Raw genomic sequence first — 16,149 nt, forward strand, 5'->3', positions numbered from 1 at the left:
CTAAATGGTTTTATTTTGTTTACTATATTCTCTGCGAATAGCAGTTGTGATATCTTTCAGTATTAATTTCCTTTTGTTTCTTTTGGCGGCTTCCAGTGCACAATAGCGTAGAATATTGATCATTTCACCTCCGGTGAGCTCGTAGTTTATAGCAAGTTCATCAAGGTCAATACTGGGTTCTAATTCAAAATTTCCATTAAATAAGGTATTCCATAGCATTTTTCGTTGTTTAATATCCGGTTTTGGGAAATGTACCATGCTTTGAAAGCGCCTTGAAAAGGCTTGGTCGATATTGGCTTGTATGTTAGTAGCAAGGATCACTAAGCCTGAAAAATCTTCAATACGTTGTAATAGGTAGGCTACTTCCTGATTGGCATACCGATCATTGGCACCTTTGGTTTGTGTTCTTTTTCCAAAAAGAGCATCAGCTTCATCAAAAAATAAGATCCAGTCTTTGTGTTCTGCTTCATCAAAAAGACGTCCCAGGTTCTTTTCGGTTTCTCCTATGTATTTTGAAACGACCAATGACAGATCTACTCTAAAAACCGGACGTTTGGTTTCTTTTCCTAATAAAGTAGCTGCAAGCGTTTTTCCGGTTCCGGGAGATCCGTAAAACAACGAACGATATCCTGCTTTTAAATTCTTCTCCAAATTCCAGTCTTTTAAGATACGGTCGCTATGTATTAACCACTCTTTTATTTCGGTAAGGTCTTCAGCTACTTTATCTTCAACAATAAGATGTTTCCATTCCATATCTGTTGTGATTTCCTTAGCAGGAAATTTAGTACTGTACTGCGGTAATTCCCTTTTCCCAATTGTAAACAGACCTAGATATTCTGAAGAGATCTTTAGTTTTTGATGAATTCCAAATTCTTGCTCAGGGTCATCTGCCAGTATTCCCCTTTTATATAATATATGATCGCTGGGGATTAAAGAAAGGAAACGAAACCGAGTTTTTAGGTCATGGCCACCTAAGACAAAGCATGCAGTTTCTAAGGTTGGAAGAAAACCCAATTGGTTGGGGTCTTTAACGCCGCCAAATTCTGAAAAGTCACAATTCAGGTTTTGATTTTTTATAAGAAAAACGTCCAGATAGTTTGGTTTTATATAAGGGATCAATGCCAAAATTAAAACAAGCCTTTCTTCAAAACCCAATTGTAATTCTGTTATTAAACTGGCATAGGGAGAATCATCTCCAATAATTTCGGGAGGTGTTATGGAGTAAACAGAATCTACGTCACTTTCATTTTTAAAATACAATGTAAGTGCCGTATCTGTTACTTTTTGAAACCATTCGACTTCTTGATCGATCGTCTTTGCCAGTTTTTCAATTATCTCCATTCTACCTGTAGTAATTTTTTCATCCAACTCAGTTTAATTTTGCTAATATTCCATGGAATTTGATCCAGTAACATATCAAATGCTTTTTGCTCTACTCTTAAATAGTATTCATTAGTATCTTCTTCCAGCTTTCCATCTCTTTCTAAAAAAGTACTCCGCAAAGCATCTATAGAAGATCCGTTTAATGCTTTCCAATGCTCTGTTATAGCTGTTAATAAGCTATGTACTGTTTCTTTTTCTTTTTCGGTAAGAACTATTGTAACATCTATGGGGTCTATGACCTCCATTCCGCACATTAGTTTGTTTAAAACCAACTCATTTTCTTGTATTACATTTTTACCGGTTGCAGCAAATTCCAATAGATGAACGGCTTTGTATTTACTTTCTTCATCTATAAATTCGGAATCTTTAAGCAGGCCGCATTTTTCGAACAACATACCCAGAAAAGGGGATATGATGATTAGCCCTGCATTCTTTATAAAAATAGGATCAGTAAATCTTCTGGGTTCTTTTTCACCTAACTTTTTATAGTCTCTGTCTTCACTGCTCTTTTTTAGGGGCATTACTTTTTTACTTGTTACGCTTTCAAATATATTGTCTAAGAACTTACGATTGCTTTTATTAACCGGTTTTTCACTTTTTACTTCAAATAGAAGTTTTAGGCTTTTCTTTTTTCCTATACGGTCATACAAACAATTTAATAAAAAATAATTCCAATGTTCTGTATTCCAAGAAGCAACACCTCCGGCACTTAGTTTTAATAAAATCAATCTAAAATATAATTTCTTTACTTCTTTCATTTCTTTTACCGAAAGCGAATGGGTCAATTCCTGTAAAAGAGTAAAAGAGTTTTTAAATAATTCCTGTTGAGAAGCATTCAATGTTAAACCAATAAATTTATGCAATTCCTTTTCTTCTGCTTCCAGCAAAAGCTTATTCCTAAAATTTGCTTCTATGAGCCAGGAATTGATAAGCTTTGGAGAAGTTTTATAGATATTTTCCAGTTGAATCATCAAAGGGGTGGTTTCTGAAGAAGATTCTTTTGTAATTGTATCGTACTGAAGTTTTATAAATTGAGAAAGGGAAATTTCAGAAATATATTGAGTCTCTTTAAGATCTTTTTTTGAAACAAAATTATTTTCAAGGATAGAGCTCCATTCTTTTAATAGAGAAGTATAACTCTTTATATTTTTTACTGAATCTATTTTTTGCATTAAAAGTTGTAAAGAACTTTTATGTGTTAAAATTTTTGAAGTTGCAACCCATTTTTGAAAAAATTGAAGCAAAAGCAAATCAATTTCATTCGCATTTCCTTGTAGAAGTTGTTTAGTGATCTGCAACTTTAAAATATTCATTTCAGTTTTGGGAATAATCCCAATGGAGGCATAGTTTGTATCTAAAAAAGGAATCATTTCCTTAAAAAAATCGATAGATTTATTTTCTGAAGAAGGCAGTATTTCATTCCATAATTTAAATAAGCTATCTTCTTCCAATAATTCTATGAACTGAAAATCAAACCGTTCCGATTTTAAAAGCTGTAGTATTTTTTTTCTATCATTTGTTGATTTCCAAAGTTTCTTAAAATCGTCTTTGAAATTTTCAATAGTATATCCCTTAGACCACCAGGGCAACTTACCTTTTTGGATGACAGAGAATACGACACCTTCTATATTTTGAGCAGGTGTAGTAACAATAGAGGTACTAGTTTTTTTATCATTTAGTTCTATATTTTCTTGTGGACTATTTACATTTTCAATAAAAGTGCTAAGAGAGGTCAGGGCCTTGTTTTTTAAATAATGTTTTTTTAATTGTTCAAGCAATTGAAGTTTTGTAAGCCCGGTCTTTTTACTCCAACGTTTCCACTGCTTTTCTGCCCAATATGGCCATAAACTTTGATCATTCCCTTTTATAAAATATAGGACCTCTTCGGAGATTTGGTATAGAACCTTGCGCCCAACCTTTTGGTAAAATCTGGATAAAAACTGAGTAATAGCTTTGTGATACTTCTTTGGCAATTTTTCTTTTACTTCATAAAGTAATTGAAAAACAGTAGCTTCATCCTTATTGAATTCTTGTAAAATACCATTTAAAAAGCTGCGAATAATTTCTTTTTCAGAATGTGAACGTTGCCAGAAAGCTTTTAAAATCAGCTTTGATTTTAAAGTAGTGATTTTAGTCAATAACTTTGCAGAACCGGAAGAAAGAGTACTTCTGTTTTTTTCAATATCTTTTATGAACTGAATAATTGCCTTCTCAAAAAAAGAAGGGGAAATTTTTACAACTTCATCTAGCAGGGTAATATCTGCAAAAGAAAGCAATCGCTCTTTTTTTGAAGGCGTAGCGATCCAGTTTTTCACATAATTTATAACTGTGCTGTTTTTTGACTGTAATAATTGTTTGAGTTGTGTAGTAAACTTCTTCTGAGAAATAGTTGAAAATTCAGTAGAGAATCTTCCGGACCTTAGAAAATGATCGACCTCTTTGATCCATTCCAGGACAGATTCCTTTTCTAAAGTGTCGTTAGATGCTTCCGGGCCAGAATGCAACTCTTCTTGGGTTTCAAGTTCTATAATTATTTTTTTAAACTCTAAAGAACTACTAGCTATCTTGTCTTCAGACCTTACACCTTGGGCGATTAATTTTAGTAGCGAATGATAAGAGATATTATACTTCTCGGAAATTTTCTTTATTAGAAATTTTAAAAAAGCCTTTTTATTATAATAACCATTGGATGCTACAAACAGATATGCAAGGATGACTTCCCAGATAACATTTTTAAAATTATTAGAACTGGCTTCAACAACTCTCTGCTCTTCTTGTTGTTTGACAATATTCTTTTTATAATTAATAATATATTTACCTTCATTTCCGGCCACTGCCGTAACAACCCTTTCAAGCAATTCTTCAGAAAATTGAAAGATCATTCTTTTACGAATGGTTTCCTTTTTCCCATGTTTTTTAAGCAGGGTAACAACCTCTTCTTTGTTGTTGGTTATTAGCTCTTTTAAAAGTGAGGAAGGAGATTGTTTTGTATTGGAGTTCCAGGGAGTATATCCTCGTAAAAGGAAATGCTCAAAATGTTCGATCTTAGAGTTATTGAGTTTGATCTTCTTTCCGTTCCGTAAAGTGCCATTTTCTAAGATGTTTGAATTAAAAAAGCGTATTAATTCTTCTTCCAATCTGTAAACAAGTTCATTCTCATAATTAGATTTGCTTAGCACGCCCAGATCCAATTCTATTTTCGGAAATTGATAGATACAATCTTCGGTGTCGTATTTATTTAAGATAGTATTCAGTAAAGTATTGATTCTTGTTGCTTGTAAAGCACTAATGTTGGATTGAACCTGATGTACTTCTTTTCGATCATCCAATTCAATTAGATACTCCTGTGCTTTTATAATATGATTCTTTACAGAGCTCAATTATGATAATGTTTATGGTATAATTCTAACTTTTTAATAAGCCTATAAGCAAATTCCATTTTCTTTTCATCATGGGTAAAAGCTTTCAACCAATCAAAATAATCTTTTTCAAAGTCGTACATATCAGGAAGATCCAACCAATACGAATGAAAAGCTATATGTGCAGGAATATGTTCATATACAATTGCATCAAATTTAGTTTTGAAGCCTTTATGCTGAAATCTTGCAGGCCATGAGGGAAGCACAAAACTTAAATTGAAGGAGAAGAACTCTTCATTAACTTTCTTATTTCCATAATAAGAATAATAACGTGATTTCTTAAAATACTTCCCTAAAAAACCACTGAAACTTAACGCATTTAGTATATCCAGATCTTTTTTGGCCTGTGAATCGCTATCAGAAATTAACTCACTAACAGCCAATAAGCTACTGTCCTTCTCACTTAATATATGGAGGATGTATCCATTTTGAACCTTCTTATAATCTATCGTTAAAGCTTCCTCTACCGAAAGGCCATCTATAATTTGCTGCAAACATTGATTCCTCTTAGCATAAGATTTTAGTTCGTTTTGTTTAAAGAGAAGTGTTCTGCTATTTTCTAATCTGATAAGGAAGGTAAATCCAAAATGATTCCCATGATAAGGAGGAGCCAATAAAAGATGTTCAATTAGGTGAATCCCTTCACTTTTTTTACTGATCTCAACTAAGCCATCTATCGAATTTTTGATAGCAAGTTTTGCTGCTGCTTCAGAATTAGAAATATGTACAATAGTACTATCTTCTTCACTTTTAGAATATTTTATATGATAAGAATCCTTTTTTTTCGTGTTTTGCTCGATGCGGTAACTTTCTTCTAAAACTCCTTTTTTAAAGACATCTTTGAAAATAGTTCCTGAATATCCCTCATAATTAAAGGTATCACGTAATCGGGCTTTTTTTCTATCTGAAATATCAATTTGCTCGATATCGATTTCTTCAATTTCTTCCTGTGAATAGCTAATTTCTACAAATTCGGTTTGTAAACGAGGATCTTCATCTTCTTTTGGAATTACACGTATTCCGGAATCATAAATTACTTTTGACAATGATCTCGTTTCAAAATTTTGAATCCCCATAAGAATCCCCACTTTTTGAACAATCCCTGGTACTTCACTTCTTTCCAGATTAGCTTTTAGACCATTATTGTCATTTGAGTATTGCGTATAATCATAGCCTTTAGACCTGTTATAACTTAGCTCACCATATCTGGCAATGAACTTTCTTTTATATTGAAGTAAATCTTTTTCAAAATCCGGATTTTGTTGTTTACCGTAGCTGTCCATATGGATCTTTCTTAGTGCATTGACAGGGAAGACTTCGTTAAACCTTGCTAACAGATTATCGGCTACTTCACTTAACCGCTCAATAGCTCTGGTATCAAACTGAGTGTTTAGTCCCTCCAAGGTTTTTCTCCATTGCTCTATTTCATCCTCGTTATGAACATCTTCGTTACTTTTAATAAGTTCCACAAGATTAGGCATGTCTTCGAGGTTTTCATAAAAATAGGATTGAATATCTAAACTTGTTGGGTCGTAAATTGCATAGATGCTGGTAAGCTGGGCCAAAAAGTTCTTCAATAATTGATCAAACGGTAATAAGTACGCTTTAAGTTGATTTGCCTGTGCATATCTGGAAACAGGAAGCTTGTCCGGAAGTCCGTAATTACCTATTCCGTAAATCGCAGGAAACTGTTCTCTAATAGGGTAGTATTGAGAAACCTCCAAATTAGCCCCTTTGGGAATCTCTACGGTATTTTGAAATTGAGAAACCGATTTAAAACTACCATGATTTTTGGCAACGATATAGGAATATTGATTACGTAATAGATGCATATTTGGATTGAATTCTATTTCACTGTCTCTTATTACCAGGTTTTCATTGGTTTTAGCCAATAATAATACCGGAGTTGTGTTTTCTGGGATAGGGAATTTGTCATTTACAAAAATGACTGGTTGTTCAATACCATTTTTCACATATGTAAACCTTAGGTCTTCAACACTAATAACCCCTTTCTCTTTAACAATGAGCCTGAGGATTTCATGATATTTAATGTAATCTCTTTTTTCAAATAATTCTGAATTTTGAATAAAACCATTTTTTAAATAAGGACCATTAAATATTGAATTTATATCCTTTTTTTCTGCCTGTAATTCCCAAAAGGAATGAAACTTTATTTGGGGTGCTAAATAATCATTTATCCTGTAATAAATATTAGCCAATAACTCCTCTCCATCTGCAGAATTTTCTATGGTCAAATGTAATTCCATATGAAATTCAATTGGATTTAGTATTGTAACGTCATAAAGATCTTCACAAAGGTTTCTGTTTGCTTGAAATAAGTTTTTTATTTCTGTGGTTATCTTTTCTTTTTCATCAGATAGCTTTGCAGGGTCTTGGTCATAATCGGTCATTTCAACGAACATCGTATACAATCCATTGAGGCTTTTTTGTTTGTTTTTTTTGGTATCGAAGTGGGAACCATTTTGTGGCTTTATCCAAACATTTTTGACATTTTTAATGTAGGAAATAAATATTTTTCTGAAATCGCTTAAGGTTGTTGGAGACGTAGTCAAAATATCTGAAGGGATGAAAAACCCGTTATCTCCGGAGACTAATTTTTCACCTTTGGATTCTGTTAAGATGTCTTTTATATGGAGGTTTGTTTTATAGGAAAGGTTGGTCATTGTATAGGCAACATTCTCCAGTATAGTGACCCCCGGGTCATGTTCATTGTAATCTGTCCAATTAGCCCCGGAAAGTTTTTGTAATAATTCAATACCTTCCAGATAGAGGTCTTCGTACTCCCCGGCACCCTTGTCCTTTTTATCTATGTATGCTTTTTTTACAATTTTAGACATTATTCTTCTTCATTAAAAAGAGACATTATTTCATTATCCCAAAGTTTGGTAACATAAAACTTAACTTTTTGGCCAGACCCATAATTTGTTCGCGTTTTTAATTGTAGCCCATAATTATAGGTATTGCCTACCCATCTTAAGGAAAGCTTATTCCACCACCATCCATAATGTGCCTGTGTTTTTCTAATTCTATTTCTGGACCTTCCAAAAGTGCTCAATGCGTGGGCATGTAATAAGGCATACCTTCCCGCTTTTTCTTTCCCAACCTGAGCCATTATTTCAAAAGCAGAACAGCCGTCAAGTCCCGTAATGATATCATGCCATTTTCCATCTGCGGGTATTGTTGAAAGTTTATAGGTCCCAATCCTACTGTTACTACCCAAAATTCCATTTACATCGAAATTGGTTTGAGGCTTTGTAGTCCCTACACCAATGTTTCCACCCTTTTCAAAGAACAGACGGGTTTCTGTCTCTGTCTCTGAAACAGGTTCTACAAAACCTAGGCCTTGCGCGCCGTCTTTTATAATTTCAATACCCCATTTAGGTAGAAAATCCTGTATTTTTTCTTTGAAACTTATAACACGGGTTGCATCTTTATCGGTAATATCTTTCCCTTCAGGTGAAAGAGTAAGCCCATCTTTAAAATTTTTAGAAATACCATCGTCAGCCTTGTTCAGCATAGAATCAATTAGGCTGCCAAAGTTGCTTGCATTGGGTCTTTTACCATCACTAAAGAGGGATTTCAAACTTTGTCTATTTAATGGTTTTTGACTCATTGGTTCTGGGATTTGTTCTTAAATTCAAAAACAGCATTGCTGGGATATTCTAAAACCTGATGCAATTCACCCGGTTTAGAACTTGATTTTTTGGGCTTTGGTTGCAAAATGAAATCGGTTCCTATTTCCATATTGGCGATCCCTATATTAAAGACATTTTTAATACTTTGGTTCTTAACTACAGAACTCATCACGTTGTGCTTCTTAACAGGATTGAGGATTGACCAGGGGGTGGTGGCTTTTATTTTTTGAGCATCTATATAGACTCCTAAAGAATAATCATTTGTGCGGTTACGAATAATATGCTCAATAGACAGACGCTCAACACTTTTCACATAGTCTAATTTTTCAATAAAATTAGTTACCATTCTTGGAATTACCTGCCCTCCAATACCTCCCATTTTATTGTCAATATTTGAAATTGGAGACAGGAAATTTAATATTTCATCATTGATAAGGTCTAAAAAATACCCTGCATTATCTTCTCGTTTTAAGTTTATAACACAGTTTACCAACAAGTATTCCACACTTGGATTTACAACCTCAATATTAATAAACGGACTGGCAAGTTTTTTTAAGTAATCTCTCATATAATTAAGAGTAGCCTTTTTAAAATAATACCGTTCATCCGTAGACCATTTCGAATTTAAAACAATCACCTTCACTTTACCGGGAACCGGATGAAAATGTTTGTCCAGATTAGTACATTTAACCACCGCAATAGTGTTAAATTTCTCCAGAAGCAATCGTTCGTAATCCCACGTACATACAGATCTGGATTTATGTCTTAGGCGCTCACTAACACGTCCATAAAACTCTTCTTTGGTTTCTTCAAAAGTTCCACCGAAAGAAGATCCGGGCTGCACAACGTTTTTAATATCCGGAAGCTTACCCATAACCTTATTAATACTTCCCGGTTCCAGGTTTTTACCTATTACAAGGGGATCATCACTTGTACAGGTGACGCGTACTGTGTTAAAATAAATACCTTTTATTCTGGGATAATGCTCTGCATTTTTTTTGGCAGAGATGCGTATCCAATACAGTTCTTCCTCGGGTTTTTCTACTTTTGGAAGCCGGAACTCAATAGTTCCGGATTTTGTTAAACCGTTGGTGCCATCTTTTAAGACTTCTTCATTTTCGAGAGGCACCCATTTATTCAAGTCAAAATATTCCCATTTCAATGTGGTATCGTCAGGGATATTGTTTGTTGACCCGGAGCGTAAAAAATAAAAGAACATGGTAACTACAAGTGTTTCTTCAATACCTTTTAGGCCCATGACAAGATATCCTTCACTGTCATATTTAGGAAATAGAGTATATTTAGTTACCTGGTCACCGATAATCGCCGGATCGATCCAAAAAGGCCTGATATGTAGTAATTCTCCTTTGTTTTTTATAGAATCACCTACGTTAAAAAACAATGTGTCCGTTGCCTTATAATTAACAGAAACTCCGCTCACTTTGGGAACGAAAGGCTTATTTGGATAAGGAACATTTCGGTTATTTTTTGCATTATAGGTCGCTATCTCTGTAAAATCTTTTTGGTAAAGGTCATGGCCAAAACCAATTGAAGGTTCGGAAAGAGTAAGTTTAACAAAGCCACTTTGTGTATTAACATTGTATTCCAAAGGATCTTTCAATTCAGGGTCTTCAGGCATTCCTAAGGTGTTAAACCCTTCAAATTCTATACAGCTGGAAGCATCTAATTGAACACTTTCATACCCTTCCGGGCTTAAACATTTGGTAGTATTGAAAAGGTTATGATCAGGCACATTTTTTAGTTCTAAAGGCAACCAAAAGTTATTTGACAAAGCCGTAAACTGAATCTTGAAAGAATCATTGGTAATGGCTTCGGAATATCCGTCATAATAGGTGTCAAAACCTCCAAAATCTAATGGTGTATTCTCCCACTCTAAATGTACCTCCACAGAATTCACCTGCTTTTGAAACAATTCGGGTTTACCAACCATTAAATAAGAGCCCCTAGCTGGAAAAGGACCAAAAAGGTCAAATGATTTTCCTAAGGGCATTTTCCCCAAATTATTGTACAATGAAAGATTACGTATCCTTTGTACGTCAACATCAATTTTAATGGAGTTAATTTCAACATCTTTTAAAAAAGAATATAGGTAAACAGGTGCGTAGTTGTTTAATTCTACTTTAATAGAAGGCCATGATAGATTTTCTTCAATAACAGGGCTTTTTTCCAAGGAAGGAGCTGTATTTTCCAATACCAGATGAATAGAGAAATAATTCTTCTGCTCATCATAGCTCACGGTATAAGTTTCAAAATCCAGCCATCCTTTTTTATTGGTATAAGATATATTCAGACTATCATCAAATACCTTGGAAATAACCGTTTCAAGGGAGAGTTTCTCTTTATCCTGTATTTCTGCCAATAACTTCCAAAAAGATTTTCTGGATGTATTCTCTTCAAGATTTACCTGGATTGTTATCTCCCTTTTACCTTCACTTAAAATAAGCACCGGGGATCCTGCAATAAATCCAATCTTTGCAATGTGCTCAGGATCAACATGGGAATCTTGAAGACTCTCTTTATTTGCTCCAAAAACAAACCAATCGTTTCTTGTTTCCTTTATGTCTTTGCCTAATGCAATCAATTTATTTTTAGACACAGAAGAAATTATGGGTTCTTTAGTTCCAACTCTAATGTATGGACTCGAATTAAAGAAAAATGTTTCCATTTCCATCAATTCTATATTATGAGCGATCAGGTCATCGTCTGTTTCAAAAAGAACTTCTGTCTTGCTGCCAAAAAGTTTACCGGCAGATAATTGTGTTCCCTTGGGAACTAGTGAAGGGTTTTCTATTGTTGGGAGTAGTTTAAAACTAACCGTAGTTTTTGTAGGTTGTGAAGCAACGTGGGTTTGTTTCAGAATATCTTTGTAATAGAAGTCCAGATGTCTTTGAGATAATGTATTTAATTTTTCCTGAACCGCCTTGAAGAGTATGCCAAATGCTATATACATAGCATTGTGAGGCATATGGGTATTTTCTGAAACTAAATTTTTTTCCAGAGATTCTTCAGCAGCAATTTGAATATGAACAATCACTTTCTTAAACAGGTGTAATATTCTTTTAAAATCCAATTCATTACTCATTTTAAGCATTACCGGAGTTAGGGTAAACGTTGAGGCAAAACGGGCCATCATGTGACCATAATCTTTTAGCCATTGTGTATTTAATTTTTCAATGATCGGTTTTTGATCATCCAAAACGTGTGTCAAAGCATTTTTTATTTTATGAGCGAGTTTTATTTCTCCAAACTTTATAAGCCTGTCGTGCCAGGTATTTATTTTATTGTACCACTCCAATAGGTCATTGATAAGTTCTGGAGCAATGTATTCTTTCTTGGTTGTATCCTGATAGTCTTCGATCATACTATCTAACTTTGAAGTTGGCTCATTGATGATAGAAACCATGTACAAAACCGGATCATCTTCTATCAGTTTTCTCCAGTTTCCATCTATTTCATTTTGAAGGTTGTAATAATTGATTTTTTCAAGAAAGGAAGTTATATATCCCATTATTTCGGCAAACGACCTTTGATCGACCTGAAATGGACTATCCAGGAGATCACTGTTCCATCGTTTACTTCTTATAATGCCATTTCTTCTTTCCATTACAATAGGTCCTTTTTCTGGGTTTGTGTAACGTGTTTGTAATAAACATGAGGGATATCTGTTCCTTCAATTTTATAATAAGGAAATACGAGATTGAAGCGGGTATTGGTTTTTTGGACCGAATAATCTATATGAATATTTATGATACCGTCTAATTGATTTTCAATATCGATAAGTATATCATTGACTTCAATTCTGGGTTCGTATTTGATGATAGCAGACCGAATGTATTCTTTCAAGAAATGCATCTTGGTGTTTGAAATAGGATCGAACAAATACCGCAGTAAACCACAACCATATTCTGGTAGCATGACACGTTCACCCAGATTGGTATTAAATAATATCTCTAAAGATTGCTTAATATCATTCTCTTTTTCCACCATTTCAACACCAACATTCTCACTGGCATGAAATGTGGGTGGAAAGCTCCAGCCTCTTCCTAGAAACGATTTGTTTATGTAGCTTGCATCATCCATTAGTTTATATTTACTATTGTTCCTTTTACACTCATTTGTCCATCACTGGAAATAGAACATGAAGCACTTCCTGTAATACTGGTGGATTGATTTCCGGTAATGGAAACCGAACCTCCGGTATTACTGATTGACTGGCTGCCATTTACAGAAACAGTTGCTCCTTCGATCTTAACTTCTTGGGATGCTTTTAATGTTAGGTCAGACTGGCTTTCCACAACAATACCGCTATCATTCATTTCTATCTTATTATTATTCTGGTCAGTAACAGTTATGCCTTTATCCTCATCACTAAAAACCATAGTGTTGCCACCGGGCGTAAGAATGGTTATTATTTTCTTTTCTTCATCAAATTTCAATTGCATTTTACTTTGTGTAATAAGAGTTTTGATGGTGTTTTTTTCATCCGGTGTTTCCGGTGCCGGAATGGAACTGCTAAACACACTTCCCAGAATGATTGGAAACCTGGGGTCATCGTTCATAAAACCAAGGATCACTTCATCATTTACCTCCGGCATGAAATAAGCACCAAAGGTATTTCCTGCATAGAAGGTGGAAAGCCTTGCCCAGACAGCTTCACCATCTGTTCCTAAAATTGGAATTTCAACCTGAACCCTAAATTCGTTATCAGGGTCTTCATATATCTTTTTTACAATTCCTGTTTGTAGTCCTTTTATACCGGGAATCAAGCCTGAAGCTGCCGGAGCAACAACGGTATGATTCTCAACAAACCATTCGGGAGATAATCCTATTTTAACCTCTGTATTCCAGGCACCATCATTAATAGTATGTGTTACTCCGGATATATATGCGTTTCCGTTAAATCGTTTGCCTAAACATAATAACTTGATCGTGGAATTAATTTTTGCTTTTGAAGATCCCTGAAATGTTATAGACCCTTTAAATCGGGATAACCTTGATTTAAGGAGGGCTGCGTCCGCCCATGCCTGAATATCGTCCTGTGTAATTGCAACCGATGTATTTAAATTATTGGCTTCGGTTCCCAGAACATCTGCTAATGTAGAACCGGAAAGATCACCTTGTTCATTAACGGAAGGTTCACTGGCTGATGCATTAATAATCTTTTGTGTAGACATATCCCACGCATTCCCTTGAACACCGGTATATTGATAGGTAGCATCAATTTCACCATCGAACTCAATGATATCATAACCAAATTGAACTTGTAAGGCCGGAGATTTGGAAACATCTGGTTTGTCTACTGTTAACTTACCGCTGTCTGTGATAACGATCATCCCATTGATTTCTGCTCTATTGATAATAAAATCCCAGTCTGTTGCATAGTATTGAACAATTTCTTTATGCTCTGCTTTTGTGGATGATACAGAAGTACTAAGCCCATAACCTCCTGCTATTTGCTCCATTAGGGCACTGTCCTTTATGTTCGTAAAGATCGCGTTCTTCCTATTGACAGTTAATTTCAATGCTTCGTCCTTGCAAACAATATGTAGCATTGATCCGCTTGAGCTATCCACTTTTATACTTTGTTTAACAACAACGCCCTTAAAAACACTATCATTTTTACTATGATACCCCAGTTTGATTTCTATTTTTGCACCAGGCTTAAAAGTATCGGAGTCGGTTACATCAAAAGTTTGTTTTGCAGTATTTCCGTCACGTATGGTAATTTCAGCTTCAGCAATCTTATTAACATGTTGTTCCACCCGAATCCCTGTTACTTCATAAGTGGATGGTATTTCAGTACCTCCGGACAGGATGCTGAATGAAATAAGATTGGTTTCTTCTATTAAAGGCGAAATTGGCATAAGGTTTATTTTAAGGGTGGTAGATATAATTGTGTCCCGGGAACCAGGTTTCTAAAGTTAACGATATTATTAGCTTCTGCAACTTCTAAATAATAATTACAATCTCCATAGACGTTATAACAAATAAGAGGCAAGGTATCCCCTTCTTTTACTACCATCATATGTGTTAGGTCCGGAGATTTTTTATTGGCTTCTTTGGCAATGGTATTGGCATCACTGGCTTCTTCAAATTTCACAGAGGTTTTTGCTCTTAGAGGTGTTCCGTCGGGTTTAAATAATGTATAATTAATATCGAGGGATGTTAATTTACATTTAAAGACCAAAGACCCCCAGGAAAGAATTAAATAGTTAGGTTCATGAATATCTCCGTTGTAGTCAAAACAAACCTTTTTAAACCGTTGTATTTGAACTAAAATAGGTGTCATACTGGTTTTAATGGTACCTGTGGCGTCAAAATAGATTTCAAAAGAGACAGACTCCGGAGGAATACCTTTAAATTTTAAAGGTGTACCCGGAGCACCTTCAGAGGTCATATTGTTATAATTTACCTTATGGTTATGACTATATGAGGCAGGATTGATCTCGACTGTACATGATTTATAACCCTTCCCCAGATATTTGTTATTCTTATAAGCAACTATCTTCATCTTGTTCAAACCCATATCACCTTTCTTTATAATTATTCAGTTGTTTTTTAATTTCCTTTTTACATTCCCTTAAAAGTGATTGTCTTATTTGGTGTATATCCAAATTTTCAGAATTGCCTTGTAAAGGCTCTTCAATTTTTACTTTTATAAGGAGTTCTCTAATTTCAATAGGCATAATTAGTAGTCAAATAGATTAGCAAATTTGATTTTAAATCACTTTTACAGCTTCAAAATAGCTATACGAAAATTCTAAAGTTTCAATAAGGACCTCATTATTCATAGAGTTCAGGTCAGATGCTGACCATTTAACCGGCCAGGCATCCACAAAGTTCCACGACTTAAGCGGTAAACCATTGGCATTTAGTAGTGAAACAACTATAGTTTTTGGCCTTATATAAGTTGAAAGCCCACCGCTAAAAGTATCTTCACACCATGAAATCAGAGTTGAAGTTTTTGGCACCAAACCCCGCTTAAGCACTAAGTTTGAGTATTTTACAGAGGTAGGAACCCGATGCTTGTAATAATTGTTTCCACCTTCTGAAATTTCTTCTGTATCCATCTCCATAGAAATCCCTGAAACTTCTTTGAACGAAGCATCTACCAAACTAGATACACCACCAAAACTTAGTTTAAAGTAAAAGGCTACTGGAGGATAAATAAAATCCATTATCCGCCATTAGCGATTGTTAGTCCTTCATGAGCGAGTTCGAGTGTTTCCACTGCGACTTCGTTTGCATCGGATTTCAGGTCGGTTCCTGTTATTTTAGTGGGCCATGCATTGGAGAGTGTCCATGTCATGGTTGGTTTTGCTGATTCGTCCAATAGTTGAATTACTACGGTTTCCCTTTTAATGGTATTCATTTTAATGGCATCATACCATTTCCAGAAATTATTGTCATTGACAAAGATTCCTTTTTTCAGGGTTACGTTTCCTGTTTTAGCAATTCCCGGCATTTTAATGGTCGAGAACAGTTTGCTATCGCCGTGTCTGTATTCTATGGGTTGTGTTTCTGTTTCTAATCCGGATATTTCCTGAAATGAAACGGTATCATCTTGTGATCCTAATTTTACTGTGAAATAAAACTTCGATAAGGGCCACACATTATCTTGAGCTTCTCCTGCCATGATTTTATGTTTTTAAATGTTATACAAATTGTTT

Annotated in this window: 11 protein-coding genes; all 11 read right to left on the reverse strand. The window is 34.8% G+C overall.

What is annotated here, in order from left to right:
* From ACY2RT_RS08545 to ACY2RT_RS08595, 11 genes are read right to left on the reverse strand one after another with little or no spacing between them, the layout of a single operon-like run.
* The gene (locus ACY2RT_RS08545; RefSeq protein ID WP_490155492.1) at positions 1-1,368 is read right to left on the reverse strand and encodes an ATP-binding protein; all 1,368 of its coding nucleotides are present in this window, start codon (positions 1,366-1,368) and stop codon (positions 1-3) included.
* On the reverse strand, positions 1,332-4,763 hold the full coding sequence (locus ACY2RT_RS08550) for a contractile injection system tape measure protein (RefSeq protein ID WP_490155493.1): 3,432 nt from the start codon (positions 4,761-4,763) through the stop codon (positions 1,332-1,334). The genes ACY2RT_RS08545 and ACY2RT_RS08550 overlap by 37 nt, the downstream gene beginning before the upstream one ends.
* Positions 4,760-7,660 (reverse strand): hypothetical protein, encoded by a 2,901-nt coding sequence (locus tag ACY2RT_RS08555; protein WP_490155494.1) that lies wholly within the window; start codon positions 7,658-7,660, stop codon positions 4,760-4,762. Before ACY2RT_RS08555 ends, ACY2RT_RS08550 begins: the two co-directional genes overlap by 4 nt.
* Entirely contained in the window at positions 7,660-8,406 is a 747-nt protein-coding gene (locus ACY2RT_RS08560) for a hypothetical protein (RefSeq protein ID WP_490155495.1), read from the reverse strand. The genes ACY2RT_RS08555 and ACY2RT_RS08560 overlap by 1 nt, the downstream gene beginning before the upstream one ends.
* Before the next feature lie 26 nt (positions 8,407-8,432).
* A complete protein-coding gene (locus ACY2RT_RS08565) occupies positions 8,433-12,083 on the reverse strand; it encodes a hypothetical protein (protein WP_490155496.1) in 3,651 nt (1,216 codons plus the stop codon).
* Complete coding sequence (locus ACY2RT_RS08570) at positions 12,083-12,559, reverse strand: GPW/gp25 family protein (RefSeq protein ID WP_490155497.1); 477 nt, start codon at positions 12,557-12,559, stop codon at positions 12,083-12,085. Before ACY2RT_RS08570 ends, ACY2RT_RS08565 begins: the two co-directional genes overlap by 1 nt.
* Entirely contained in the window at positions 12,559-14,343 is a 1,785-nt protein-coding gene (gene vgrG, locus ACY2RT_RS08575) for a type VI secretion system tip protein VgrG (protein WP_490155498.1), read from the reverse strand. Before vgrG ends, ACY2RT_RS08570 begins: the two co-directional genes overlap by 1 nt.
* A gap of 5 nt (positions 14,344-14,348) precedes the next feature.
* A complete protein-coding gene (locus tag ACY2RT_RS08580) occupies positions 14,349-15,005 on the reverse strand; it encodes a CIS tube protein (RefSeq protein ID WP_490155499.1) in 657 nt (218 codons plus the stop codon).
* A 1-nt stretch (position 15,006) separates the two neighbouring features.
* Positions 15,007-15,165, reverse strand: a complete 159-nt coding sequence (locus ACY2RT_RS08585) for a DUF5908 family protein (RefSeq protein WP_490155500.1) — start codon at positions 15,163-15,165, stop codon at positions 15,007-15,009.
* A gap of 33 nt (positions 15,166-15,198) precedes the next feature.
* Entirely contained in the window at positions 15,199-15,657 is a 459-nt protein-coding gene (locus ACY2RT_RS08590) for a phage tail protein (RefSeq protein ID WP_490155501.1), read from the reverse strand.
* Positions 15,657-16,115: a phage tail protein gene (locus tag ACY2RT_RS08595; RefSeq protein WP_490155502.1), complete on the reverse strand. Its 459-nt coding sequence runs from the start codon at positions 16,113-16,115 to the stop codon at positions 15,657-15,659. Before ACY2RT_RS08595 ends, ACY2RT_RS08590 begins: the two co-directional genes overlap by 1 nt.
* Between the last annotated feature and the right edge of the window lie 34 nt (positions 16,116-16,149).

It is taken from the genome of Ulvibacter sp. 2210JD10-4 (assembly GCF_058148525.1).